We start from the raw sequence: 22,308 nt of genomic DNA on the forward strand, positions 1-22,308 counted from the left end.
GCTCAGGAGGCGGGAATCATGGGGAACGGGGCGCTCGACGGTGCGGTGATCGCGGTGGCCGGAGCGGGGGGACCCGCGGGCCGGGCGGCACTGCTCAGGCTGGCCGAGGCGGGAGCGACCGTCGTCGGCTCGGACAACGACCCGGAGCGGCTGGCGGAGGCCGTGGACGCGGCGCGCTACGCGCACGGCGGCGCCACCGTCACCGGTGACACGGTCGACCTGCTCGACCTGGACTCCACCCGCGAGTGGGCCGCCCGTACCGAGAAGGAGTTCGGCCGGATCGACGGCCTGGTCCACCTCGTCGGCGGCTGGCGCGGCAGCGAGACCTTCACCAAGACGAGCCTGGACGACTGGGACTTCCTGGAGCTGCTGCTGGTGCGCACCGTGCAGCACACCACCCTCGCCTTCCACGAGGCGCTCCAGCGCAGCGACCGCGGCCGGTACGTCCTGATCAGCGCGGCCGGTGCCACCAAACCCACCGCGGGCAACGCCGCCTACGCGGCCGGCAAGGCCGCCGCCGAGGCGTGGACGCTGGCCATGGGCGACTACTTCCGCAAGGCCGGGGGCGAGCGGGGGCCGACGTCGGCGGCTGCGATCCTGGTGGTGAAGGCGCTGGTGCACGACGCGATGCGCGCCGACCGCCCCAACGCGAAGTTCGCGGGCTTCACGGACGTCAAGGACCTCGCCGAGGCCATCGTCGGCGTCTGGGACAAGCCCGCCGCGGAAGTGAACGGAAACCGTCTGTGGCTGACCGAGAAGCCGTGAACCCACCGAGGACCGACGCGCGTCGTCATCACGACCCGGACGTCCGCGGTTTCGCCAGCGACAACTACGCCGGGGTCCACCCGGAGGTGCTCGCCGCCCTGGCCCTGGCCAACGGCGGGCACCAGGTCGCGTACGGCGAGGACGCGTACACCGAGAACCTCCAGCAGGTGATCCGCAGCCACTTCGGCCCCACCGCCGAGGCGTTCCCGGTGTTCAACGGCACCGGCGCCAACGTCGTCGCGCTCCAGGCGGTCACCGACCGCTGGGGCGCGGTGATCTGCGCGGAGAGCGCCCACATCAACGTGGACGAGGGCGGCGCCCCGGAGCGGGTCGGCGGCATCAAGCTGCTCACCGTGCCGACGCCGGACGGCAAGCTCACCCCCGAGCTGATCGACCGGCAGGCGTACGGCTGGGACGACGAGCACCGCGCGATGCCGCAGGTGGTCTCCATAGCCCAGACCACCGAGCTGGGCACGGTGTACACCCCGGACGAGATCCGTGCCATCTGCGAGCACGCCCACGCGCACGGCATGAAGGTGCACGTCGACGGCTCCCGGCTGGCCAACGCCGCCGCCACGCTGGACGTGCCGCTGCGCACCTTCACCAACGCGGTCGGCGTCGACCTGCTCTCGCTGGGCGGCACCAAGAACGGCGCCCTGTTCGGCGAGGCGGTCGTGGTGCTGAACCCGGACGGCATCCGGCACCTGAAGCACCTGCGCAAGCTGTCCATGCAGCTCGCGTCCAAGATGCGCTTCGTCTCGGTGCAGCTGGAGGCCCTGCTCGCCCGTGACCTGTGGCTGCGCAGCGCCCGGCACGCCAACGAGATGGCCCAGCGCCTGGCCGAGGGCGTGCGCGCCGTGCACGGCGTGGAGATCCTCTACCCGGTGCAGGCCAACGCGGTCTTCGCGCGGCTGCCGCACGACGTGAGCGAGCGCCTGCAGAAGCGGTTCCGCTTCTACTTCTGGGACGAGGCGGCCGGCGACGTCCGCTGGATGTGCGCCTTCGACACCACCGAGGACGACGTGGACATGTTCGTGGCCGCGCTCAAGGAGGAGATGGCCCGCTAGCGGTGCATGCATAGGTATGCGGTCGATCGGAAATGCATTGACTACCGATCGACCGCATACCTATGCTCTGGCGGCATGCAGCTGATCCAGGAAAACCCGGACCTCTCCGCCTATCTGGCCGCCGACGAGGCGATCGATCATCACCATCCGCTGGTCCGCGAGACGGCGGCGCGGCTCGCCGCCGGGGTGGCCGACTCGTATGAATATGCGCGGGTGGCCTTCGAGTTCGTGCGCGACACCATCCCGCACTCCCAGGACTCCGGCGATCTCCGGGTCACCTGGCGCGCCTCCGACGTCCTGGAGCAGGGAACCGGCATCTGTTACGCCAAGGCCCACGCGCTGGCCGCGCTGCTGCGGGCCGAGGACATCCCGACCGCGCTGTGCTATCAGAACCTCGGCGTCGTGCACGGTCTGGTCGCCGTGCGGTTCCGCGGTGCCTGGCACCGCCAGGACCCGCGGGGCAACAAGCCCGGGGTGGACGCGCGGTTCTCCCTGGACGGGGAGCGGCTGGCCTTCGATCCCGATCCGGCGTCCGGCGAGATCGACCACCCGGTCCTGTACGCCGCGCCGCACCCGGTCGTACTGAACGCCCTGAGGTCCGCCCCGGACCGCCCACACCTGTGGCAGACGCTCCCCACCGCACTCGGGGACGAGGGCGGTCTGCCGTAGCCGCCGCAGCCGCGGGCAGTCGCGCCTCCCCAGTGCCTCAAGGGCCTGGGAGGCACCCGGTGAGCGGTGTCGGTGCGGGGGAGCAGCGCAGCCCGGCGCTCACGGGGTGCCTCCCCCGCTCTCGGCTTCGCTCGAGCGGGAGGTGCCCCCATCGCCCACCCGTGCCGCCCTGCGGCACGACTGCCCGCCAAGGGGCGGGGTGCGGCACCCCGCGGAAGGCGGCGAGTGGGGTCAGTGGGCCTCGGCCTGGCGGACCTGTTCCGGGGTCGGGGCCGTGCCGCCGAGGTGGGCCGGCATCCACCAGGTGTCGTCCGGGCCCTTGGGGCGCACGGGATAGGCCCGCTGGGCCGCCTCCAGCAGCTCCTGCACACGCTCGCGCAGCTGCCGGGTGATCGCGCCCGCGTACTTGTCCCTGGACGCCTCGATCGCCTCGCCCACGCGGATGGTGATCGGCGTGTGGCTGCGCCCGAAGTTGCGCGGGTGCCCCTTCGTCCACAGCCGCTGCGTGCCCCACACCGCCATCGGGACCAGCGGCACGCCGGCCTCCTGGGCCAGGCGCGCGGCACCCGACTTGAAGCTCTTCAGCGTGAACGACTGCGAGATCGTCGCCTCCGGGAAGACGCCCACGATCTCCCCCGACCGCAGCGACCGCAGCGCGTGCTCGTACGCCGCCTCGCCCTGCTTGCGGTCCACCGGGATGTGCTTCATGCCGCGCATCAGCGGACCGGAGATCCGGTGCCGGAAGACCGACTCCTTCGCCATGAAGCGGACGAGCCGCTTCTGGGGGAGTGCCGCCAGACCGTTGAAGACGAAGTCCAGGTAGCTGATGTGATTGCTCACCAGCACGGCGCCGCCCGAGCGCGGTATGTTCTCCGACCCCTGGCAGTCGATCTTGAGGTCCCACGCCTTGAACAGAGTGCGGGCGAAACCGACGACGGGCCGGTAGACGAGTTCTGCCATGGGCGGGTTGGAACCCTTCCTTACTCTGCCTGGGAAGGAGGCTCCCAGCCGAAGTTACGCAGCCGTAGGTTTTACGGCTTGTCGCAGATGGTGCCCGAAGAACGGCCGGTGGACCAGTCCTGGTGCCCGGCGTCGGCGAGATTCTCGTCACGTCCACCCCTTGATCCACCTCGGACTTTGTGCGTACGGGCGGGAATGCCCGCGCTCCCGGCGGCGCTGGACATCGTTGAACGGGTGATCCGCGGGAGGAGTGCGCGAGTGCGGGACGGGGACGACGGAGGACGGCTCGGCATGCCGGAATCGTGGGCCGGGCCGGGAGCCGGACTGGGAGAGCGCGCCACCCTGGTGCAGTTCTCCAGCGCCTTCTGCGCGCCCTGCCGGGCGACCCGGAGGGTGCTCGCCGAGGTGGCCGCGCTGGTGCCGGGTGTGGCCCACGTGGAGATCGACGCCGAGGCCCGTCTGGACCTCGTACGCCGTCTGGAGATCGTGAAGACGCCGACGGTGCTGGTCCTCGACGCGGCCGGCCGGATCGTACGGCGCGCGACCGGACAGCCGCGCAAGGCCGATGTGATCGCCGCGCTCGGGGAGGCCGTGTGAGGGCCGGCCGGGCCGTGGTGAGGCATCTCCCACATCACGGGACCGACTTGACTGTGCATGCCACCCGTCGTCAGCCTGACTCCATGCCTTCGGAACTCCTTCGCCCCCGGCGGGTACCCGGCCGCCCGGCGGCCGCCGCCCGCGCCGCGCGTGTGCGCCGACCGGGCCGGTGAGCAGCCGCGAACCCGTTCGTCACCTCCCGCAGAAGGACAGTTTCATGACGGCCACGTCCGACCTGGGCACCGCCCGCCCCGCCTCGCCCGAGCTGTTGCGCTCCGTCTTCCGCAGGCACGCGGCGGGTGTCGCCGTGATCACCGCGCGCGGTCACCGCGGACCGGTCGGCTTCACCGCCACCTCCCTCGCCTCCGTCTCCGCCGAGCCCCCGATGCTCTCCTTCGGCGTCGGCACCGGGAGCTCGAGCTGGCCGGCGATCGCGACGGGCGGCCACGTCGGCGTGCACGTCCTCGGGGAGCACCAGCAGGAGCTGGCGGAGACCTTCGCGCGCAGCGGCGCCGACCGCTTCGGTCCGGCCACCGCCTGGCAGGAGGGGCCGAAGGGGGTTCCGGTGCTGGACGACGTCCCGGCCTGGATGGTGTGCGAGGTGGTGGCCCGGGTGCCCGCCGGTGACCACCGGATCGTGATCGCCGAGGTCCTGCTCGGCGACCCCACCGGCCACGGTCGTCCGCTCCTCTACCACCAGGGACGCTTCAACGGTCTGCGTGACTGAGACGGGGTTCCTCCTGGTCGCGGACCCGTCGAGTTCCGGTTACGCTGCGTTGCGAAGGTCACAGTTCAAAGCGCTTGCTTAGCGGGAAGGAACTGGGTGTACTGACGAGTAATATTTCGTTCGGAGCGCGGGCCGCCCCGACCGGAACCGCCCGCTTCAGGCGCCTATGCTGCCTGCAGGCAGGCAGCCAGAAATGACGATGCAGTAGGAGAGCCGGCGTGAGCTTGAGGATCGTTGTCACCGTGAAGTACGTGCCCGACGCCACTGGCGACCGGCACTTCGCCGATGACCTGACCGTCGACCGTGACGACGTGGACGGTCTGCTCTCCGAACTGGACGAGTACGCGGTCGAGCAGGCGCTGCAGATCTCGGAGAACTCCGACGACGACGTGGAGATCACCGTCCTGACGGTGGGCCCGGAGGACGCCAAGGACGCCCTGCGCAAGGCGCTGTCCATGGGCGCGGACAAGGCGATCCACGTCGAGGACGACGACCTGCACGGCACCGACGCCATCGGCACCTCCCTGGTCCTGGCCAAGGCCGTCGAGAAGGCCGGCTACGACCTGGTCATCTCCGGCATGGCCTCCACCGACGGCACCATGGGCGTCGTACCGGCGCTGCTGGCGGAGCGTCTGGGCGTGCCGCAGGTGACCCTGCTGTCCGAGGTGTCCGTCGAGGACGGCACGGTCAAGGGCCGCCGCGACGGCGACACCGCCTCCGAGCAGCTCGAGGCGTCCCTCCCCGCGGTCGTGTCGGTCACCGACCAGTCGGGCGAGGCCCGTTACCCGTCCTTCAAGGGCATCATGGCGGCCAAGAAGAAGCCGGTTCAGTCCTGGGACCTGTCCGACCTCGACATCGACGAGGACGAGGTCGGCCTGGAGGGCGCCTACACGGTCGTCGAGTCGGCGGCCGAGCGTCCGGCCCGCACCGCCGGCACGATCGTCAAGGACGAGGGCGAGGGCGGCAAGCAGCTCGCCGAGTTCCTCGCGAGCCAGAAGTTCGTCTGAGCCACGGGCTCAACTCGCTTCCCGCCCCTCACACTTCGCAAGCAGGAGAGAAGAAGTCCCATGGCTGAAGTTCTCGTCTACGTCGACCACGTGGACGGTGCCGTCCGCAAGCCCACCCTGGAGCTGCTGACCCTGGCCCGCCGCATCGGCGAGCCCGTCGCCGTCGCGCTGGGCAACGGTGCCGGTGACACCGCCGCCGCGCTCGCCGAGCACGGCGCGGTGAAGGTCCTCACCGACGAGGCCGCCGAGTACGCCGACTACCTGGTGGTCCCGAAGGTGGACGCGCTGCAGGCCGCCGTCGAGGCCGTCTCCCCGGCCGCCGTCCTGGTCCCCTCCTCCGCCGAGGGCAAGGAGATCGCCGCCCGCCTGGCGCTGCGCCTGGGCTCGGGCGTCATCACCGACGCCGTCGACCTGGAGGCCGGCGACGAGGGCCCGGTGGCCACCCAGTCGGTGTTCGCCGCCTCCTACACCACCAAGTCCCGTGTCTCCAAGGGCACCCCGGTCATCACGGTCAAGCCGAACTCGGCCGCCGTGGAGGCCGCCCCGGCCGCCGGCAGCGTCGAGGCCCTGTCGGTGACCTTCTCCGCGCAGGCGACCGGCACCAAGGTCACCGGCCGCACGCCGCGCGAGTCGACGGGCCGTCCGGAGCTGACCGAGGCCGCGATCGTGGTCTCCGGTGGCCGCGGTGTCAACGGCGCGGAGAACTTCGCGATCATCGAGGCGCTCGCCGACTCGCTCGGCGCGGCCGTCGGTGCCTCGCGCGCCGCCGTCGACGCCGGCTGGTACCCGCACACCAACCAGGTCGGCCAGACCGGCAAGTCGGTCTCGCCGCAGCTCTACATCGCCTCCGGCATCTCCGGAGCGATCCAGCACCGTGCCGGCATGCAGACCTCGAAGACCATCGTGGCCGTCAACAAGGACGCCGAGGCCCCGATCTTCGACCTGGTCGACTACGGCGTCGTCGGCGACCTGTTCGACGTCGTGCCGCAGCTCACCGAGGAGATCAAGACCCGCAAGGGCTGATCCCCCCGAGCCGTACGAGGCCCCCGCGACCGCACCGGTCGCGGGGGCCTCGGTGTGTCACAGGGCGTCGTGGAAGACCACCGGGGACGGACGTGCACATGGAGAGGTGGGGGAGCGGACCGGGTCGCACGATGGTGTTGACCGGGGGAAGCAGGCCCGATAACTTCATTCAACGGATTGTTGATTCCGTATCGCGGAAAATCGGGAGGGTGTGGGATGGGTCAGGGGCAGCAGGAGCGGGTGGCGACGAGTCTCGCGGGCGCCGTCACCGAGGAGATCGGCGCCTCCCTCGCACCGGTCGACGCCGAACTGGAGCGCCGCTACCCCGGAGACCCCGGCACCCGTCAGCCCGTCCACACCGTCTACGTCCCCGGCGACGCCTTCGCCGCCGACACCCTCCGCACCTGGGGCGACCGGGCCCTCGCGGCGCTCGACGAACACGCCCCGGACGCCGCCTCCTTCGCCGCCGTCCTCGGACTGGACGGCGCACTGGCCGAGGACGTGTACGGCCGCGTCCGCGCCAAGCTGGAGCGCGAACCGGTCGAGGACCTGCGCGTCGACTTCGAGGACGGCTACGGCAACCGCCCCGACGCCGAGGAGGACGAGGCCGCGGCCCGCGCGGCCCGGCTGATCGCCGAGGCGTACGGCGACGGCACCGCGGCCCCGTACATGGGCATCCGCGTGAAGTGCATGGAGGCCGCCGTCCGCGACCGGGGCATCCGCACCCTCGACATCTTCCTCACCGGCCTCATGGAGGCCGGCGGCCTGCCGGACGGACTGGTCCTGACCCTGCCCAAGGTCACCTATCCCGAGCAGGTCACCGCCATGGCCCGGCTCCTCGACGCCTTCGAGGAGGCGCGCGGCCTCGCACCCGGCCGGATCGGCTTCGAGATCCAGATCGAGACCAGCCAGTCCATCCTCGCCACCGACGGCACCGCCACCGTCGCCCGCATGATCCAGGCCGCCCGGGGCCGCGCCACCGGGCTGCACTACGGCACCTTCGACTACAGCGCCTGCCTCGGCGTCTCCGCCGCGCACCAGGCGAGCGACCACCCGGCCGCCGACCACGCCAAGGCCGTCATGCAGGTCGCCGCCGCGGGCACCGGCGTACGCCTCTCGGACGGCTCCACCAACGTGCTGCCCGTCGGCCCCGCGGAGCAGGTCCACGACGCCTGGCGGCTGCACTACGGCCTCGTCCGCCGCGCCCTCGCCCGCGCCTACTACCAGGGCTGGGACATGCACCCCGGCCACCTCCCCACCCGCTACGCGGCCGTCTTCGCCTTCTACCGCGAGGGCTTCGCGCAGGCCGCCGCCCGTCTCGCCCGGTACGTCGACCGGGCCGGCGGTGACGTCATGGACGAGCCCGCCACCGCCAAGGCCCTCGCCGGATACCTGCTGCGCGGCCTGGACTGCGGTGCCCTGGACGCCGCCGAGGTGACACGCCCGACCTCGCTGTCTCGCGCCGACCTGGAGGGCTTCGCGCGGTAGTCCGGGGCGCACCCGCTTGCTCCACCTATCGAATTTCGATAGTTTTCCATCGTGATTCGGTTCAAGGAGGGGTGATGGGACGGCTGACCGTGCTCGCGCTGCGCACCGTGATGGTGGCGCTGCTGGCGGGCTCCCTGGGGATCCAGGCGGTGCTGGTGCCGCTGATGGCGGGCGACCTCGAAGGGCTGGACGCGGACCACTCCCATCTGCGCGTCCCGTTCCTCCTCGTCGTGGTCCTCGGCGTCGTGACGGCCCAGGTCGTGCTGGTCTGCGTCTGGCGGCTGGTGACGATGGTGCGGCGCGGGACCGTCTTCTCCCACGCCGCCTTCCGCTACGTGCACACCGTCATCGGCGCGTTCGTCGCCGCCGCGCTGCTGGTGTTCGCGCTCGGGGCGCTCCTCGCGCCCGGCGAGGCCGTGGCCCCGGGCGTCGTGGCACTGCTGGGCGGGGCCGGCCTGGCGATCCTGGGCATCGCCCTGGTCGTACTCGTCCTGCGGATGCTGCTGGCGCAGGCCGTCGCGCGCGACGTCGAGGCGTCGCGGATGCGGGCCGAGCTGGCCGAGGTGATCTGATGCCGATCGCCGTCGACATCGACGTGATGCTGGCCAAGCGGAAGATGTCCGTGGGCGAACTCGCCGAACGCGTCGGCATCACACCGGCCAATCTGGCGGTGCTCAAGAACGGCCGCGCCAAGGCGGTGCGCTTCACGACCCTCGCCGCGCTCTGCGACGTGCTCGAGTGCCAGCCGGGCGACCTGCTGCGCTGGGAGCCCGACGACGGCCGGCCCTGACCGTCACCCGCGCCCCCGCCTCGGCAGCGGCGCCGGCGACGCGCCGGTACCGGGACGTCCGTACTGCTCGGACCCCGCATACCGCTCCAGGCCGCAGACCGTCACCAGCTTCTCCTCCGCGAACAGCCGGGTGCCCCGCGCGCACAGCCGGAGGTCGGCGCGGGCCCGTGCGCAGAACTCCTCGGGGGAGACGCCGAACAGCTCCCGCAGTCCGGGCACGTTCACGAGCAGCTCGGTGAGCAGCGTCCGCTGGCCCGGATGGGTGCGCGGGACGCCGGTGCCGTCGTGCAGCACGCCGTGACGGTTCACGTACGCGTACGTGCCGGGGAGCGTGGAGCCGTCGGCGAGTTCGACGCGCACATCGGGGGCGGGCAGCCAGGCGCGGTGGAAGTTGCCGTCCGGCCGCGGCGCGCCCTCGCTCGCGTCGATCACCGCGAGCTGCCGGGCGTCGAGCCAGAGGACGAACAGCTCCCGCACCGTCCCCGGGGCACGGACCGGCGAGTGGGACACATAGCCCATACGGCTGACGTGCGCCGAGACACCGATGTCGACGCCCGTCACCCGCGTCCGCACCATCGGCACCGGTGTGACGATCCTGGACTCGGCCATCTTGTGCCGCAGCTGACCGGGGCAGGCGTTGGAGCCGACCGCGAGCACGGGCACGCGGTCCTCGTACACCAGGCGGTCCAGCGGCAGCAGCCGGTCCCCGTTCAGCAGCCCCGAATCCCGCGGCCAGGCGCCCGGATACAGCAGCGGGTGCTCGCGCGGCGCCTTCTCCAGGCCCAGCGCCCGCAGGGTGCGGTCCTCCTCCGACGGCACCGCCCGCTCAGTCCGCCGGGGGCAGCTCGCCGGAGCCGCGGGTGATCAGCCGGGTGGGGAGCTCGATGCGCTCCGGGGCGAGCAGGGTGCCGTCCAGCTGGCGGAACAGCCGCTCGGCCGCGGTCCGGCCGAGGGCCGCCGCGTCCTGGGCGACGACCGTGACACCGGGCTGGAGCAGATCGGCGAGCTCGATGTCGTCGAAGCCGACCAGGGCGACCCGGCGGGTGTGCCCGGCCAGCACCCGGATCACGGTGACCGTCACCCGGTTGTTGCCCGTGAAGATCGCGGTGACCGGGTCCGGTCCGGAGAGCATCTCCTCGGCCGCCCGGCGCACCCGCTCCGGGTCGGTGACGCCCAGCGACATCCAGGAGTCCGCCACCGCTATCCCCGCGTCCTCCATGGCGGTCCGGTAGCCGCGCAGCCGCTCGGCCGCGGTGTGGATGCGGGGCATGTCGCCGATGAAGCCGATCCTGCGGTGACCGTGCGCGATCAGGTGGCTCACGCCGTCGTGGGCGCCGCCGTGGTTGTCCGACACGACGACGTCCGCGTCGATGTGCCCGGCCGGACGGTCCACGAAGACGGTGGCGACGCCCGCCTTGATCTCCGGCTCCAGATAGCGGTGGTCGTCCCCGGCCGGGATCACCACCAGACCGTCCACCCGCCGGGCGCACAGCGCCAGCACCAGTTCCTGCTCGCGGTCGGCGTCCTCCGCGCTGGAGCCGTTGATCAGCAGGGCGCCGTGCGCGCGGGCCACCTCCTCGACCGCCCGGCTCAGCGGCCCGTAGAACGGGTCCGCGAGATCCTCCAGTACCAGACCGATGCTGGCGGTGCGGCCCTTGCGCAGCACGCGGGCACTGTCGTTGCGGCGGAAGCCGAGCGCATCGATCGCCTCCTGGACACGGCGCTCCGTCTCCGGCGTGACACCGGGCTCGCCGTTGACCACGCGGGAGACCGTCTTGAGCCCGACCCCGGCACGCGCGGCCACGTCCTTCATCGTCGGACGGTTGCCGTAACGGGTCCCTGGGATGCGGTCGGTGCGGCGGGTCGTCTCCGGCACGGTGCGGTGTCCTGTCCTGTCGGCCACGGGGATGCGTAGGTCCATGGGTTTGTATGAGGATGTGGCGTCGAGCATAGAGCCTGGACAACGTTGTCAGGCTCGGGGGACACTGTCCAACGCACACTCCGGCCCGCACCTCGCCGCACGGCCGGGCCGTTGCTCGTGCTCCATGTGTTGCCTCGTGGTCGCACATGGTCGTTCTCGGCGATTTTCTGATGTTTCAACGGGGGGATCCGACACTGATGCACACCGACCTCGTGGCCGCGCTCGACATCGGCGGCACCAAGATCGCGGGCGCGCTGGTGGACGGCCAGGGCCGGATCCTGCTCCGCGCCCAGCGGCCGACGCCCGCGCAGGAGAACGGTGAGACCGTGATGCGGGCGGTCGAGGCGGTGCTCGGTGAGCTCACCGCGTCCCCGCTGTGGCACCGTGCCGGCGCGGTGGGCATCGGCAGCGCCGGCCCCGTGGACGCCTCCGCCGGCACGGTGAGCCCGGTCAACGTGCCCGGCTGGCGCGACTACCCGCTCGTCGCCCGGGTCCGGGACGCGACCGGGGGCCTGCCCGTGGAGCTGATCGGCGACGGGGTGGCGATCACGGCCGCCGAACACTGGCAGGGCGCCGCCCGCGGCCACGACAACGCGCTGTGCATGGTCGTCTCGACCGGGGTCGGCGGCGGCCTGGTGCTCGGCGGCCGGCTGCACCCCGGGCCCACCGGCAACGCCGGCCACATCGGCCACATCAGCGTGGACCTCGACGGCGACCTGTGCCCGTGCGGTTCGCGCGGCTGCGTGGAGCGCATCGCGAGCGGCCCCAACATCGCCCGCCGCGCCCTGGACAACGGCTGGCGCCCCGGCCCGGACGGCGACACCTCCGCCGCCGCGGTGGCCGCCGCCGCCCGGGGCGGGGACCCGGTGGCCATGGCGTCCTTCGAACGGGCGGCCAGGGCGCTGGCCGCCGGGATCGCGGCCACCGCGACACTCGTCGAGATCGACGTCGCCGTGATCGGCGGGGGCGTCGGCAAGGCGGGCGAGGTCCTCTTCGCCCCCCTCCGCAAGGCCCTCACCGAGTACGCCACCCTGTCCTTCGTCCAGCGCCTCGCCGTGACCCCGGCCCGGATGGGCACGGACGCGGGCCTGGTGGGCGCGGCGGCGGCAGCACTGACGGGCAGGACGGACACGGCGGTGGCGGGGGTCTGAGGGCCGCGGGACGGCGGGCGCCCGGGGCCGGGAACCCACGCGTGACCTCGGGGCCGCTTCGCCAGTTGAACCCGGTATGAAGAAGCGCAGCATGCTGGCCATCGCCTCCCTCGCCACCGGTTTCGTCGTCGCGGCCGTCACCCCGTCGCACGCGGTCGCCGAGGGCGTCACCTCGCTCGGCGTCGACGACACCCTCGGCACCCTCGACCGGACCGTCGCCGAGAACAACACCCTGGACCTGGACGTCGACCGGGGCACCAAGGCCTGACGAGACCCCTCACGACGCGGCCGTACGGCGTCGGCGGTTCCTGGACGACAGGGGCGCCGGCGCCGTTCTCATGCGTTCTCTCCCGGATCTGGTTTCCGTGGCAGGGTGGAGCGGGCAAGCCACAGGGGGCCAACAGAAGAGGGGGAAACGTGATCGTCTGGGTCAACGGCGCGTTCGGTGCGGGAAAGACCACCACCGCGCACGAACTGATCGAGCTGATCCCGAACAGCACGCTCTTCGACCCCGAGGTCATCGGCGGAGCACTGGAACGACTGCTTCCGCCCAAACGCCTCGCCGAGGTCGGCGACTTCCAGGACCTCCCGATCTGGCGACGACTCGTGATCGACACGGCGGCCGCGATGCTCGCCGAGCTCGGCGGGACCCTCGTGGTCCCCATGACCCTGCTGCGCCAGGAGTACCGCGACGAGATCTTCGGCGGGCTCGCCGCCCGCCGCATACCGGTGAGGCATGTCCTCCTCGCCCCGGCGGAAACGATCCTGCGTGAGCGCATAGCCGCCCGCGAGCTCCCGGCGGACCTCCCCGACGGCGAGATACGCGTCCGGCAATGGTCGTACGACCACATCGAACCGTACAAGGCGGCCCTCGCCGCCTGGCTCACCGCCGACGCCTACCCGGTCGACAGCACGACCCTCAGCCCCTACGAGACCGCCCTGCGGATAGCCGGGGCGGTCGGCAGCGGGGAGGCGCCGGCCTGTGACATCGTGCAGACGCCCGAGCCCACCGCCGAGACGGTCGCCGCCGGGGTGCTGCTCTTCGACGAGCAGGACCGGGTGCTGCTCGTCGACCCGACCTACAAGCCGGGCTGGGAGTTCCCGGGCGGGGTCGTGGAACGCGGTGAGGCCCCCGCGCGTGCGGGCATGCGCGAGGTCGCCGAGGAGACCGGGATCCGCCTCGACGACGTACCGGCGCTCCTCGTCGTCGACTGGGAGCCGCCCGCGCCACCCGGATTCGGCGGCCTGCGGCTGCTCTTCGACGGCGGCCGTCTCGACTCCGCGGCTGCCGGACGCCTCCTGCTGCCCGGCCCGGAACTGCGCGGCTGGCGCTTCGCCTCCGAGGCCGAGGCCGCCGATCTGCTGCCCCCGGTCCGCTACGAACGGCTGCGCCGGGCCCTGCGGGCACGGGAACGCGGGAAGGCGATGTACCTGGAGGCCGGGGTGCCGGTCGGCTGAGGCCGTCGGTCAGTCCGGGACCCGGCCCGCTCCGCCGGCTTCCGCCGCGCCCCTGTCCGCCCGGTCCACCGCCGCACGCAGTGCCCGGGCCGCGCCTTCGGTCACCGGTTCGCCGTGGCCGAAGCAGGCCACCTCCGCGTCGAGAGCGGCCAGCCGGCGACAGGCGGTGAGGACCTGCCGGCCGTCGAGGTTGAACACACCCGGCATCACGGTGCCGTCCACGGGCGAGGCGGCCACCGTGTCGCCGGTGAACAGCACGCCGTACCGGGGCAGGTACAGCGCGACACTGCCGAGCGTGTGTCCCGGCACGTGCACGACGTGCGCCCCGCCGCCCACGTCGAGAACGTCGCCGTCCGACAACTCCACGACCCTGGCCGGGCGTTCGAAGTCTCCCGGAGGGAGGAGCCGCGCCGCCCGCTCGTGCAGGGGCCGCTCCCACTCCTCGAACACCGGGGACGGGCCCGGAACCTCACCGCGTACGTGCGGTGCGTCCAGCCGGTGGGCCAGTACCTCGGCACCGGTGAGCGCCGCCACCTCGGCCGCCCCGCCGGCGTGGTCCTCGTGGAAGTGGGTGAGCACCACGCGGCGTACGTCCCGCGGGTGCCGGCCGAGCGCGGTCACGGCCTCGGCGATCGCCGCCCCGGAACCCGCCGGCCCCGCGTCGACCAGTGTCAGCCCCTCCTCGTGCCCCTCCCCGCCGTCGCGCCAGAGGTACGCCTGGCCGACGGGGAAGCGCAGGAGATGGAGGCGGGGGTGGAGCTCTACGACGTCCATGGCACGACCGTAGGGCGAAGTCCCCGCCCGCGGACGGGGACTCTGCCGTCGGCAGAGCGGCGGACCGCTCCCTCCGGCGTCAGTTCGCGCCGGACGCGTAGGTGCGCAGGAACAGTGCCTCCGCGACCGACAGCCGCTCGAGCTCGTCGGGGGACACGCTCTCGTTCACCGCGTGGATCTGAGCTTCCGGCTCGCTCAGGCCGATGAGCAGGATCTCCGCCTTCGGGTAGAGGGCGGCGAGGGTGTTGCACAGCGGGATCGAGCCGCCCTGGCCGGCGTACTGCATCTCCTGGCCCGGGTACGCCACCGCCATCGCGTCGGCCATGGCCCGGTAGGCCGGACTGGTGGTGTCCGCGCGGAACGCCTGCCCCTGGCCGATCTGTTCGGTGCTCACCCGCGCGCCCCACGGCGTGTGCGCCTCCACGTGCGCCCGCAGGAGCTTCGTCGCCTCGGCCGCGTCGACGCCCGGCGGCACCCGCAGGCTGATCAGCGCGCGGGCGCTCGCCTGCACCGACGGCGTGGCGCCGACCACCGGCGGGCAGTCGATGCCGAGCACGGTCACCGCCGGACGCGCCCAGATGCGGTCGGCGACCGTGCCGGAACCGATCAGCTCCACACCGTCCAGCACCTTGGCGTCCTTACGGAACCCCTCGTCGTCGTACTGCAGCCCGTCCCACGTCTTGTCGCCGGCCAGCCCGTCGACGGTGGTGCTGCCGTCCTCGGCGCGCAGCGAGTCCAGTACGCGCACCAGCGCGGCCAGCGCGTCCGGCGCGGCCCCGCCGAACTGGCCGGAGTGCAGGTTGCCCTCCAGGGTGTCGATCCGCACCCGGACGAGCGTCATGCCGCGCAGCGTGGAGGTGACCGTCGGCAGACCGGCGCGGAAGTTGCCCGCGTCGCCGATCACGATCGTGTCGGCCGTCAGCAGGCCGGGGTGCTCCTCGGCGTACCGCTCCAGGCCGCCGGTGCCCTGCTCCTCCGAACCCTCGACGATCACCTTGACGTGCACGGGGACGCCGCCGTTCGCCTTCAGCGCCCGCAGCGCCAGCAGGTGCATGATCACGCCGCCCTTGCAGTCGGCGGCCCCGCGCCCGTACCAGCGGCCGTCGCGCTCGGTCAGCTCGAAGGGCGGGGTGGCCCAGCCGGCCTCGTCCAGCGGCGGCTGCACGTCGTAGTGCGCGTACAGCAGCACGGTCTTCGCGCCCTCCGGGCCCGGCAGGCAGCCGTAGACCGACTGCGTGCCGTCCGGGGTGTCGAGCAGCGCCACGTCCTGGAAGCCCTCGGCGGTGAGCGCGTCCGCGATCCAGCGCGCGGCGCCCTCGCTCTCCTCGCGCGGGAACTGGCCGAAGTCCGCCACCGACTTGAAGGCCACCAGTTCGGTGAGCTCCTCCTTCGCCCTGGGCATCAGCGAGGCGACGGTCGCGGCGACCGGATTCGACGACATGGGCACGCTCCTTGTGGGTGCGACGTTGTACTTCTGCGTACTTCTTTGTACGAGATGATCGTGCGGTGTGCGTGAGGACCCGTGTACGGGGCACTTACGCCGCCGATCCTCCCACAGCGGCCCGAGGTGATCGCCGCCGTAGGATGCGGGAGGACATCAGCGGCAGGCGGCTGGATCGGGAGCAGTAGACCATCGTGAGCAGCGAGAACTCTTCGGCGGACGACGTACAGCAGGTATGGGACGTCGTCGTGGTGGGCGCGGGACCCGCGGGGGCCTCGGCCGCCTACGCGGCGGCGGTCGCGGGACGGCGCGTGCTGTTGCTGGAGAAGGCGGAGCTGCCGCGCTACAAAACGTGCGGCGGCGGCATCATCGGCCCCTCCCGCGATTCGCTCCCTCCCGGCTTCGAGCTGCCGTTCAAGGACCGGGTGCACGCGGTGACGTTCTCCCACAACGGCCGCTTCAGCCGCACCCGCCACTCCCGGCAGATGCTGTTCGGGCTGATCAACCGGCCCGAGTTCGACCAGCAGCTCGTGGAGCACGCGCAGAAGGCGGGCGCCGAGCTGCGCACCGGCGTCGCCGTGCAGCGGGTGGAGCAGCACGGCTCGGCCGTACCGGACCGGCGCACGGTCGCGGTCGTCCTGCAGGGCGGCGAGACGGTGCTCGCGCGGGCCGTGGTCGGCGCGGACGGCAGCGCGGGCCGCATAGGGGCCCACGTCGGCGTCAAGCTGGACCAGGTCGACCTGGGCCTGGAGGCGGAGATCCCGGTGCCGGAGACGGTCGCAGAGGACTGGAAGGGGCGGGTGCTCATCGACTGGGGCCCGATGCCCGGCAGTTACGGCTGGGTCTTCCCCAAGGGCGACACGCTCACCGTCGGTGTGATCTCGCGGCGGGGTGAAGGCGCCGCGACCAAGCGCTACCTGGAGGACTTCATCGGGCGGCTCGGCCTCGCCGGCTTCGAACCGAGCATCTCCTCCGGTCACTTGACCCGTTGCCGGGCCGACGACTCGCCGCTGTCGCGCGGGCGGGTGCTGGTGTGCGGGGACGCGGCGGGGCTGCTGGAGCCGTGGACCCGCGAGGGCATCTCCTTCGCGCTGCGCTCGGGCCGGCTGGCGGGGGAGTGGGCGGTGCGGATCGCCGAGGCGCACGACGCCGTGGACACGCGCCGGCAGGCGCTGAACTACGCCTTCGCCGTCAAGGCGGGGCTCGGTGTGGAGATGAGCGTCGGCAAGCGGATGCTGGCCGCGTTCGAGCGGCGTCCGGGGGTGTTCCACGCGGTCCTCACCGGTTTCCGCCCGGCCTGGAAGGCGTTCAAGGACATCACGCAGGGCTCGACGACGCTCGGCGAGCTGGTCCGCACCCACCCGCTGGCGCACCGCGCGCTGATGGCGCTGGACCGGCGTCCCGCGGGCGACGAGGTCAGCTCCTGACCGTGATCCGGAAGACCGGGTGGTCGTGGGCGGCCGCGACGATCTCCTCGTCGGAGGACCGGGCGGTGACCCCCTGGAAGTACTGGTTCACCTCCCAGCCCCACTTCTCCAGGTAGGTGCGCAGGATCGGGAGCTTCTCCTCGTCGGGAAGCTCCACCGCGGTGAAGGCGCGGACCTTGCGTCCCACACGCAGTTCCCCGCCGCCGGCGGCGCGCATGTTGCGCACCCACTGGGAGTGACCGCGTGCCGAGACCAGGTACTGCCCGCCGTCGTGGGTGTGCGGGTTGACCGGGATGCGCTGCATCTGTCCGCTCTTGCGGCCGCGGACGGACATCTCCGCGGTGCCGGCGAGGCTGACGCCGTGCCGGGCCAGCCAGCCGATGACGCTGTTGAGCCGGACGTTCATGGGGCTGCCCTTGAGGTAGTACGGCGTGGACGACGGCATCGGTGACCCCCAGGTCGGAGTGGTGGCGAGAGCGCTGATCTCTTTTGTGAGCACTGCTCTCGCGGTGTGTCTTCAGTCTGCACGATGTCGGGGCGTCAAAGCAAGAGCAGTGCTCTCATTTGTGTGCGCCGCTCTTGCTTGTGTACGCCGATCGCGTTTGTGTTCGCTGATCGCACTTGTGTGCGCTGCTCTCGTTTGTGTGCACTGCTCTGGATCCATGGAACACTGGTCCGCATGAGCAGCACCGCACATGGCGCCCGCGCCCGGGCCAGGATCGAAGTCACCGCGGCCATCAAGGAAGAGGCCCGCAGACAGCTCGCGAAGGAGGGTGCCGTCAAGCTCTCGCTGCGGGCCGTCGCCCGCGAGCTCGGCATGGCCTCCTCCGCGCTCTACCGCTACTTCCCCAGCCGCGACGACCTGCTGACCGCGCTCATCATCGACGCCTACGACTCCCTCGGCGCGGCGGCCGAAGCGGCCCGGGACGCGGCCGCCGACGTCGGACCGGTGCGGCGCTGGACCGCCGTGTGCGAGGGCGTGCGCGGCTGGGCGCTCGGGCACCCGCACGAGTACGCGCTGATCTACGGCACGCCGGTGCCCGGCTACACCGCGCCCGAGACGACCGTTCCGGCCGCCGCCCGCTCCGCCCTCGTCGTCATCGGCATCCTCCGTGACGCGCACCAGGGCCTCGGCCTCGCCAAGCCCCCGCTGCCGGCCGAGCTGAGGCCCGAGGCCGTGCGCATGGCCGCCGACCTCGCCCCCGACCTGCCGCCCGAGGTGGTGGTGACGATGGTGGCCGCCTGGGCCCAGTTGTTCGGGCTGATCGGGTTCGAGCTGTTCGGGCAGTTCAACCGGGTGGTGGAGGACCGCGACACGTTCTTCCGTCACGCGGTGGGGCAGCTCGCGCACTCCGTGGGTCTGGTGTACCCGCAGCAGGGCCCCGTGGCCGCGCCGGGCGGGCCCGCCGCCGAGCCGTCGTAGGAGGCGGGGCGGACGGGCGTACTCCGCCGGGAGTACGTGTGATCACCACGCCGGGCTGACGTCGCACCGGGCGTCCGGCGTCTAGCGTGACGGACATGGACGAGCAGCGCGGACCCGGCGGCGGGCCACCGGGGCGGTGGCGTCCGGGGCGGTCGCTCCGGCACGGCCCGCCCGGCGGGATCCGCCGGGTCCACGAGGACAACGGGACCTCCGGAGCCGCGGCCACCGACGGCAGCGAGAACCGGCGCCCCCGGTGGCCCTGGCGTTCCACCGTGCTGCTCACGGTGTTCGTGCTGGTCGGATCCGGCTTCGTCGAGCACGCCCAGGAGGGCGAGCGGGTCGCATTGGACCCCCTCGGGCAGGTCCTGCTGTTCCTGGCGGGCGCGGTCCTGCTGTGGCGCGGGCGTCACCCCGTGCCCGTCGTGTTCGGCACCGTGGCCGCCGTCCTGCTCTACGACGGGGCCGGATACCCGTACGGGCCGGTGTTCCTCACCGTCGCCGTCGCCTGCTTCAGCGCCGTCGTCTCGGGGCACCGGCATGCCGCGTGGGCGGCGATGGGGACGTTCTGGGCGGGACATGTGCTGATCGCCCATGTGCTGTACGGATGGCTGCCGCCCTCCGGTGACCGGGCGCGCTCCTGGAACCAGGAGATCGTGATCGCCACCTGGGCGGTGGCGCTCGTGGCGGTGTCGGAACTGGCCCGGGCCCGCCGTGAGCAGTGGGCGCGGGAGCGGGCCGAGCGGGCCCGGGCGGCACGGCGGCGCGCGGACGAGGAGCGGCTGCGGATCGCCCGCGAACTGCACGACGTCCTCGCGCACAGCATCTCCGTCATCAATGTGCAGGCGGGCGTCGGTCTCGCCCTGCTGGACAGCGACCCGGAGCAGGCGCGCAGCGCGCTCACCACCATCAAGGCCAAGAGCAAGGAGGCGCTCGGGGAGGTGCGTCAGGTGCTCGACACGCTGCGCGCGCCGGGAGCCGCGCCGCGCGCACCGGCGCCCGGCCTGGACCGGCTGCCCGAACTGGTGGAGCAGGCCGCGAGCGCGGGCCTCACCGTGACGGTCGAGGGGGAGCCGCCACGCCTGCCGCCCGGTGCGGACCTGGCCGCCTTCCGCATCGTCCAGGAGGCCCTCACCAACGTCGTACGGCACTCGGGCTCGCGCGAGGCGCGGGTGCGGATCGAACGGGGCGGGGGGCGGCTGCGGCTGCGCGTCGACGACGACGGGCCCGCCACCGGCGCCGACGCGGGCGGCAGCGGGAACGGGCTCGCCGGGATGCGGGAGCGGGCCGCCGCGCTGGATGGCACCATCGAGGCGGGCCCGCGCCCGGACGGCGGCTTCCGGGTGCTCGCCGTACTGCCGATCGAGGCCGAGGAGGACCGGTGATCCGCGTACTGCTCGCCGACGACCAGTCACTGGTCCGGGCGGGATTCCGCGCGCTGCTGGACGCGCAGCCGGACATCGAGGTGGCCGGGGAGGCGTCCGACGGCGAGGAGGCGGTGCGGCTGATCCGCGAACTGCGGCCCGACGTCGCGCTCATGGACATCCGCATGCCCGTGCTCGACGGTCTCGCCGCGACCCGCCGGGTCACCGGCGACGCGGGGCCGGGGGACGTGAAGGTGGTCATGCTCACCACCTTCGAGCTGGACGAGTACGTCTTCGAGGCGATCCGCTCGGGAGCCTCGGGCTTCCTGGTCAAGGACACCGAGCCGGAGGAACTGCTGCGCGCGGTGCGGGCGGTGGTCGACGGCGACGCGCTGCTGTCGCCCGGGGTGACGCGCCGGCTGATCGCGGAGTTCGCGGCCCGTTCCAAGGAACCGGCCGCCGCCGGCGCCCTGTCCGGGCTCACCGAGCGGGAGCGGGAGGTCATGGCGCTGGTCGGCATCGGTCTGTCCAACGAGGAGATCGCCCGCCGTCTGGTCGTCAGCCCGCTCACCGCCAAGACCCACGTCAGCCGCACCATGGTGAAACTGGGCGCCCGCGACCGGGCCCAACTGGTCGTGCTGGCCTACGAGTCGGGGCTGGTACGGCCCGGCTGGCTGGGCTGAGACGCCCGCCGGAACCCGACCGGTACGGATACCGTGCGGACGGCGAACAGCACGGTCGCGAGCAGTGATCCGGTGTGGCGCAGCACCGTCCCGAAGGCGCCCGGCAGCTCGAAGAGCAGCGCCGGCCCCGCCACGGCCCCGAGGACGACCGCCGCCGCGAACGCCGCGCTGCACAGCGCGCACCCGATCTCCACGGTGATCGCGTCCCGCTCGGCCCGGCTCCGCCGTCCCCCGTCCCCCGTCCGCCGTCCCCCGTCACGCCCGCCCCCTGCATCCGGCCACCCGAGGAGTGGAACAGGCGTGCGCCCCGGCGGGCAGGGTACCCGGCCGCGACGTCCGTCGGGGACGGGGGCGGTGAGTGGAGAAGGTGTGCTCGGGAGACTCGTACGCGCATGCCTGCTACGGTGCGCCCATGGCGGCGAAGCAGGCCGAACAGGCGCTCGTGGAACGGTGGCGGGACGTGCTCGCGCTGCATGCGCGCACCCAGTGCGAGATCGGCCGCGCCCTGCAGGGACACGGCCTGTGCGCAAGTGACTTCGAGGTCCTCGACATCCTCGCGCAGGGCTCCGGACCGGGCGGCTGCTCCTACCGCGTCCAGGAGATCTCCGAGCGCGTCCATCTGAGCCAGAGCGCGCTCTCCCGGCTGGTCGCCCGGCTGGAGAAGGAGGGCCTCGCCGAGCGCGGGACGTGTCCGGAGGACCGGCGGGGAGTGAGGGTGTCGCTCACGGCGAAGGGGCGCGCGCTGCACGGCGAGGTACTGCCCGTGCAGCGCGCGGTGCTGGCCCGGATGCTCTCCGACGGCTGAGCGGCGGGGCCCTCAGCCCACGGCGGACGTCTCCCGCCAGAGCGCGGCGAGCTCCGGATCGCCCGACACCGCCGGTACCGGCACCCGGTTCCACAGCGCGAGATACAACTGCTCGGCGGGCCCGGACAGTTCGCACTCCGTGTCCCCGGCCGCGCCCCGGCTGGTCACCGGCGGCTCCTGGGACAGCCGTACGGTCCACACCGCGTCCGCGTCGGTCGCGCGCACCCGCAGGACGCGGGGCGTCCGGGTGCGCACCCGGCTCCTGGGCCGCGCGTGGAACCCGCGCAGCAGCTCGTCGACGCCGTCCACGGCGAAGTCCGTGGCGACCGGCGACGGCGTGCCGCCGCGTGCCGACTCGGCGTCGAACCGGTGGACGGTCGTCTCGTGCGCCTGCCGGCGGGCCCAGAACGCGAGCGCGGAGGGCGGTCCGGGCAGGAAGGTGAAGCACTCCACGTCGGGCGCCGCACCCGTCAGGGTGTCCACCAGGAGGCGGTGGCCGTCGCGGTACCAGGCCACGAGCGCGGGGCCGTCCAGTGCGGGGTGTTCGTCCATCGGGCGCGGCGCGGTGTACCCGTCCGCGACGAAGGCCGCGGCCCACCGGTGCACCACACCGGTGTGCCGGACCAGGTCCCGCGTACGCCACCCCGGGCAGGTCGGCACGGCGGCGTCCGTGCCCGCCCGCTCCGCGGCGTCGGCCAGCAACTGGCCCTCTTTCTCCAGTGTTTCCAGGAACCAGGCAGTGTCCATGGGCAGGAGTCTGCCGTACGGACG

Annotated in this window: 26 protein-coding genes; 18 read left to right on the forward strand and 8 right to left on the reverse strand. The window is 72.7% G+C overall.

Annotated features, from left to right (window positions below; all coding sequences use genetic code 11):
- Nucleotides 1-18 precede the first annotated feature (18 nt).
- The 3 genes from ACFV5H_RS19975 (at nt 19) to ACFV5H_RS19985 (ending at nt 2,501) form a co-directional block, all read left to right on the forward strand.
- Nucleotides 19-765 carry an SDR family NAD(P)-dependent oxidoreductase gene (locus ACFV5H_RS19975; RefSeq protein WP_385045321.1) on the forward strand — a complete coding sequence of 249 codons (747 nt, stop codon included), beginning with the start codon at nt 19-21 and terminating at the stop codon, nt 763-765.
- Complete coding sequence (locus ACFV5H_RS19980; protein ID WP_383340934.1) at nt 762-1,832, forward strand: threonine aldolase family protein; 1,071 nt, start codon at nt 762-764, stop codon at nt 1,830-1,832. The genes ACFV5H_RS19975 and ACFV5H_RS19980 overlap by 4 nt, the downstream gene beginning before the upstream one ends.
- A gap of 75 nt (nt 1,833-1,907) precedes the next feature.
- The gene (locus ACFV5H_RS19985) at nt 1,908-2,501 is read left to right on the forward strand and encodes a transglutaminase domain-containing protein (RefSeq protein WP_385196291.1); all 594 of its coding nucleotides are present in this window, start codon (nt 1,908-1,910) and stop codon (nt 2,499-2,501) included.
- 231 nt (nt 2,502-2,732) lie between these two features.
- Here ACFV5H_RS19985 and ACFV5H_RS19990 read toward each other — a convergent pair whose 3' ends face one another.
- Nucleotides 2,733-3,461, reverse strand: coding sequence for a lysophospholipid acyltransferase family protein (locus ACFV5H_RS19990; RefSeq protein ID WP_385045051.1), 729 nt, complete (start codon nt 3,459-3,461; stop codon nt 2,733-2,735).
- Between the two features lie 195 nt (nt 3,462-3,656).
- Between ACFV5H_RS19990 and ACFV5H_RS19995 the strand changes: the two genes are divergently transcribed.
- From ACFV5H_RS19995 to ACFV5H_RS20025, 7 genes are all read left to right on the forward strand, one after another.
- On the forward strand, nt 3,657-4,058 hold the full coding sequence (locus ACFV5H_RS19995) for a thioredoxin family protein (protein WP_385045048.1): 402 nt from the start codon (nt 3,657-3,659) through the stop codon (nt 4,056-4,058).
- Nucleotides 4,059-4,275: 217 nt separating this feature from the next.
- Nucleotides 4,276-4,785: a flavin reductase family protein gene (locus ACFV5H_RS20000; RefSeq protein ID WP_385045045.1), complete on the forward strand. Its 510-nt coding sequence runs from the start codon at nt 4,276-4,278 to the stop codon at nt 4,783-4,785.
- Between the two features lie 218 nt (nt 4,786-5,003).
- Complete coding sequence (locus tag ACFV5H_RS20005; RefSeq protein ID WP_085571581.1) at nt 5,004-5,792, forward strand: electron transfer flavoprotein subunit beta/FixA family protein; 789 nt, start codon at nt 5,004-5,006, stop codon at nt 5,790-5,792.
- A gap of 60 nt (nt 5,793-5,852) precedes the next feature.
- A complete protein-coding gene (locus tag ACFV5H_RS20010; protein ID WP_385045042.1) occupies nt 5,853-6,815 on the forward strand; it encodes an electron transfer flavoprotein subunit alpha/FixB family protein in 963 nt (320 codons plus the stop codon).
- Nucleotides 6,816-7,031: 216 nt separating this feature from the next.
- A complete protein-coding gene (locus ACFV5H_RS20015) occupies nt 7,032-8,303 on the forward strand; it encodes a DUF6986 family protein (RefSeq protein ID WP_385045039.1) in 1,272 nt (423 codons plus the stop codon).
- A gap of 74 nt (nt 8,304-8,377) precedes the next feature.
- On the forward strand, nt 8,378-8,875 hold the full coding sequence (locus tag ACFV5H_RS20020) for a DUF2975 domain-containing protein (RefSeq protein WP_385045037.1): 498 nt from the start codon (nt 8,378-8,380) through the stop codon (nt 8,873-8,875).
- Nucleotides 8,875-9,093: a helix-turn-helix domain-containing protein gene (locus ACFV5H_RS20025; protein WP_385045034.1), complete on the forward strand. Its 219-nt coding sequence runs from the start codon at nt 8,875-8,877 to the stop codon at nt 9,091-9,093. The genes ACFV5H_RS20020 and ACFV5H_RS20025 overlap by 1 nt, the downstream gene beginning before the upstream one ends.
- 3 nt (nt 9,094-9,096) lie before the next feature.
- Here the strand turns inward: ACFV5H_RS20025 and ACFV5H_RS20030 are convergent, their stop codons facing one another.
- The gene (locus ACFV5H_RS20030) at nt 9,097-9,912 is read right to left on the reverse strand and encodes a hypothetical protein (RefSeq protein WP_385196293.1); all 816 of its coding nucleotides are present in this window, start codon (nt 9,910-9,912) and stop codon (nt 9,097-9,099) included.
- 7 nt (nt 9,913-9,919) lie between these two features.
- Complete coding sequence (locus ACFV5H_RS20035) at nt 9,920-11,014, reverse strand: LacI family DNA-binding transcriptional regulator (RefSeq protein ID WP_385196296.1); 1,095 nt, start codon at nt 11,012-11,014, stop codon at nt 9,920-9,922.
- A 197-nt stretch (nt 11,015-11,211) separates the two neighbouring features.
- On the opposite strand from ACFV5H_RS20035, the gene ACFV5H_RS20040 reads away from it, so the two are divergent.
- The 3 genes from ACFV5H_RS20040 to ACFV5H_RS20050 all read left to right on the forward strand — a co-directional run bounded on the left by ACFV5H_RS20040 (nt 11,212) and on the right by ACFV5H_RS20050 (nt 13,623).
- Nucleotides 11,212-12,165: an ROK family protein gene (locus ACFV5H_RS20040; RefSeq protein WP_385045026.1), complete on the forward strand. Its 954-nt coding sequence runs from the start codon at nt 11,212-11,214 to the stop codon at nt 12,163-12,165.
- Between the two features lie 76 nt (nt 12,166-12,241).
- Complete coding sequence (locus tag ACFV5H_RS20045) at nt 12,242-12,433, forward strand: hypothetical protein (RefSeq protein ID WP_385045023.1); 192 nt, start codon at nt 12,242-12,244, stop codon at nt 12,431-12,433.
- A gap of 149 nt (nt 12,434-12,582) precedes the next feature.
- Nucleotides 12,583-13,623, forward strand: coding sequence for an NUDIX domain-containing protein (locus ACFV5H_RS20050; RefSeq protein ID WP_385045020.1), 1,041 nt, complete (start codon nt 12,583-12,585; stop codon nt 13,621-13,623).
- Nucleotides 13,624-13,632: 9 nt separating this feature from the next.
- Here ACFV5H_RS20050 and ACFV5H_RS20055 read toward each other — a convergent pair whose 3' ends face one another.
- Both ACFV5H_RS20055 and ACFV5H_RS20060 read right to left on the reverse strand, forming a co-directional pair.
- Entirely contained in the window at nt 13,633-14,397 is a 765-nt protein-coding gene (locus ACFV5H_RS20055; RefSeq protein ID WP_385045017.1) for an MBL fold metallo-hydrolase, read from the reverse strand.
- Between the two features lie 79 nt (nt 14,398-14,476).
- Nucleotides 14,477-15,838, reverse strand: a complete 1,362-nt coding sequence (locus tag ACFV5H_RS20060; RefSeq protein ID WP_385045014.1) for a dipeptidase — start codon at nt 15,836-15,838, stop codon at nt 14,477-14,479.
- Between the two features lie 194 nt (nt 15,839-16,032).
- On the opposite strand from ACFV5H_RS20060, the gene ACFV5H_RS20065 reads away from it, so the two are divergent.
- Complete coding sequence (locus ACFV5H_RS20065; RefSeq protein WP_385196299.1) at nt 16,033-17,265, forward strand: geranylgeranyl reductase family protein; 1,233 nt, start codon at nt 16,033-16,035, stop codon at nt 17,263-17,265.
- On the opposite strand, the gene ACFV5H_RS20070 is transcribed toward ACFV5H_RS20065, so the two are convergent.
- A complete protein-coding gene (locus ACFV5H_RS20070; protein ID WP_385045011.1) occupies nt 17,255-17,710 on the reverse strand; it encodes a nitroreductase family deazaflavin-dependent oxidoreductase in 456 nt (151 codons plus the stop codon). The genes ACFV5H_RS20065 and ACFV5H_RS20070 overlap by 11 nt on opposite strands.
- 234 nt (nt 17,711-17,944) lie before the next feature.
- Here ACFV5H_RS20070 and ACFV5H_RS20075 point away from each other — a divergent pair, with 234 nt between their 5' ends.
- From ACFV5H_RS20075 to ACFV5H_RS20085, 3 genes are all read left to right on the forward strand, one after another.
- Nucleotides 17,945-18,688 (forward strand): TetR/AcrR family transcriptional regulator, encoded by a 744-nt coding sequence (locus ACFV5H_RS20075; protein WP_385045008.1) that lies wholly within the window; start codon nt 17,945-17,947, stop codon nt 18,686-18,688.
- Between the two features lie 95 nt (nt 18,689-18,783).
- Nucleotides 18,784-20,070: a sensor histidine kinase gene (locus tag ACFV5H_RS20080; RefSeq protein ID WP_385196302.1), complete on the forward strand. Its 1,287-nt coding sequence runs from the start codon at nt 18,784-18,786 to the stop codon at nt 20,068-20,070.
- Entirely contained in the window at nt 20,067-20,732 is a 666-nt protein-coding gene (locus ACFV5H_RS20085; RefSeq protein ID WP_385045003.1) for a response regulator, read from the forward strand. The genes ACFV5H_RS20080 and ACFV5H_RS20085 overlap by 4 nt, the downstream gene beginning before the upstream one ends.
- Here ACFV5H_RS20085 and ACFV5H_RS20090 read toward each other — a convergent pair.
- On the reverse strand, nt 20,693-20,932 hold the full coding sequence (locus ACFV5H_RS20090; protein WP_385196316.1) for a DUF6332 family protein: 240 nt from the start codon (nt 20,930-20,932) through the stop codon (nt 20,693-20,695). The two genes, ACFV5H_RS20085 and ACFV5H_RS20090, sit on opposite strands and share 40 nt — an antisense overlap.
- A 212-nt stretch (nt 20,933-21,144) precedes the next feature.
- Between ACFV5H_RS20090 and ACFV5H_RS20095 the strand changes: the two genes are divergently transcribed.
- Nucleotides 21,145-21,537 carry a MarR family winged helix-turn-helix transcriptional regulator gene (locus ACFV5H_RS20095; RefSeq protein ID WP_385045000.1) on the forward strand — a complete coding sequence of 131 codons (393 nt, stop codon included), beginning with the start codon at nt 21,145-21,147 and terminating at the stop codon, nt 21,535-21,537.
- A gap of 12 nt (nt 21,538-21,549) precedes the next feature.
- On the opposite strand, the gene ACFV5H_RS20100 is transcribed toward ACFV5H_RS20095, so the two are convergent.
- The gene (locus ACFV5H_RS20100) at nt 21,550-22,284 is read right to left on the reverse strand and encodes a maleylpyruvate isomerase family mycothiol-dependent enzyme (RefSeq protein ID WP_385196304.1); all 735 of its coding nucleotides are present in this window, start codon (nt 22,282-22,284) and stop codon (nt 21,550-21,552) included.
- Nucleotides 22,285-22,308 lie beyond the last annotated feature (24 nt).

The organism is Streptomyces sp. NPDC059787 (genome assembly GCF_042732315.1).
In the GTDB taxonomy this organism is placed as follows: Bacteria; Actinomycetota; Actinomycetes; order Streptomycetales; family Streptomycetaceae; genus Streptomyces; species Streptomyces atrovirens.

What these genes read in the sequence shown, in the direction of transcription:
- ACFV5H_RS19975 (WP_385045321.1), top strand. Translation starts at nt 19, where the DNA reads ATGGGGAACGGGGCGCTCGACGGTGCGGTGATCGCGGTGGCCGGAGCG.
- ACFV5H_RS19985 (WP_385196291.1), top strand. Translation starts at nt 1,908, where the DNA reads ATGCAGCTGATCCAGGAAAACCCGGACCTCTCCGCCTATCTGGCCGCC.
- ACFV5H_RS19990 (WP_385045051.1), bottom strand. Translation starts at nt 3,461, where the DNA reads ATGGCAGAACTCGTCTACCGGCCCGTCGTCGGTTTCGCCCGCACTCTG.
- ACFV5H_RS19995 (WP_385045048.1), top strand. Translation starts at nt 3,657, where the DNA reads ATGCCCGCGCTCCCGGCGGCGCTGGACATCGTTGAACGGGTGATCCGC.
- ACFV5H_RS20000 (WP_385045045.1), top strand. Translation starts at nt 4,276, where the DNA reads ATGACGGCCACGTCCGACCTGGGCACCGCCCGCCCCGCCTCGCCCGAG.
- ACFV5H_RS20010 (WP_385045042.1), top strand. Translation starts at nt 5,853, where the DNA reads ATGGCTGAAGTTCTCGTCTACGTCGACCACGTGGACGGTGCCGTCCGC.
- ACFV5H_RS20015 (WP_385045039.1), top strand. Translation starts at nt 7,032, where the DNA reads ATGGGTCAGGGGCAGCAGGAGCGGGTGGCGACGAGTCTCGCGGGCGCC.
- ACFV5H_RS20020 (WP_385045037.1), top strand. Translation starts at nt 8,378, where the DNA reads ATGGGACGGCTGACCGTGCTCGCGCTGCGCACCGTGATGGTGGCGCTG.
- ACFV5H_RS20025 (WP_385045034.1), top strand. Translation starts at nt 8,875, where the DNA reads ATGCCGATCGCCGTCGACATCGACGTGATGCTGGCCAAGCGGAAGATG.
- ACFV5H_RS20035 (WP_385196296.1), bottom strand. Translation starts at nt 11,014, where the DNA reads ATGGACCTACGCATCCCCGTGGCCGACAGGACAGGACACCGCACCGTG.
- ACFV5H_RS20040 (WP_385045026.1), top strand. Translation starts at nt 11,212, where the DNA reads ATGCACACCGACCTCGTGGCCGCGCTCGACATCGGCGGCACCAAGATC.
- ACFV5H_RS20045 (WP_385045023.1), top strand. Translation starts at nt 12,242, where the DNA reads ATGAAGAAGCGCAGCATGCTGGCCATCGCCTCCCTCGCCACCGGTTTC.
- ACFV5H_RS20055 (WP_385045017.1), bottom strand. Translation starts at nt 14,397, where the DNA reads ATGGACGTCGTAGAGCTCCACCCCCGCCTCCATCTCCTGCGCTTCCCC.
- ACFV5H_RS20060 (WP_385045014.1), bottom strand. Translation starts at nt 15,838, where the DNA reads ATGTCGTCGAATCCGGTCGCCGCGACCGTCGCCTCGCTGATGCCCAGG.
- ACFV5H_RS20070 (WP_385045011.1), bottom strand. Translation starts at nt 17,710, where the DNA reads ATGCCGTCGTCCACGCCGTACTACCTCAAGGGCAGCCCCATGAACGTC.
- ACFV5H_RS20075 (WP_385045008.1), top strand. Translation starts at nt 17,945, where the DNA reads ATGAGCAGCACCGCACATGGCGCCCGCGCCCGGGCCAGGATCGAAGTC.
- ACFV5H_RS20080 (WP_385196302.1), top strand. Translation starts at nt 18,784, where the DNA reads ATGGACGAGCAGCGCGGACCCGGCGGCGGGCCACCGGGGCGGTGGCGT.
- ACFV5H_RS20095 (WP_385045000.1), top strand. Translation starts at nt 21,145, where the DNA reads ATGGCGGCGAAGCAGGCCGAACAGGCGCTCGTGGAACGGTGGCGGGAC.
- ACFV5H_RS20100 (WP_385196304.1), bottom strand. Translation starts at nt 22,284, where the DNA reads ATGGACACTGCCTGGTTCCTGGAAACACTGGAGAAAGAGGGCCAGTTG.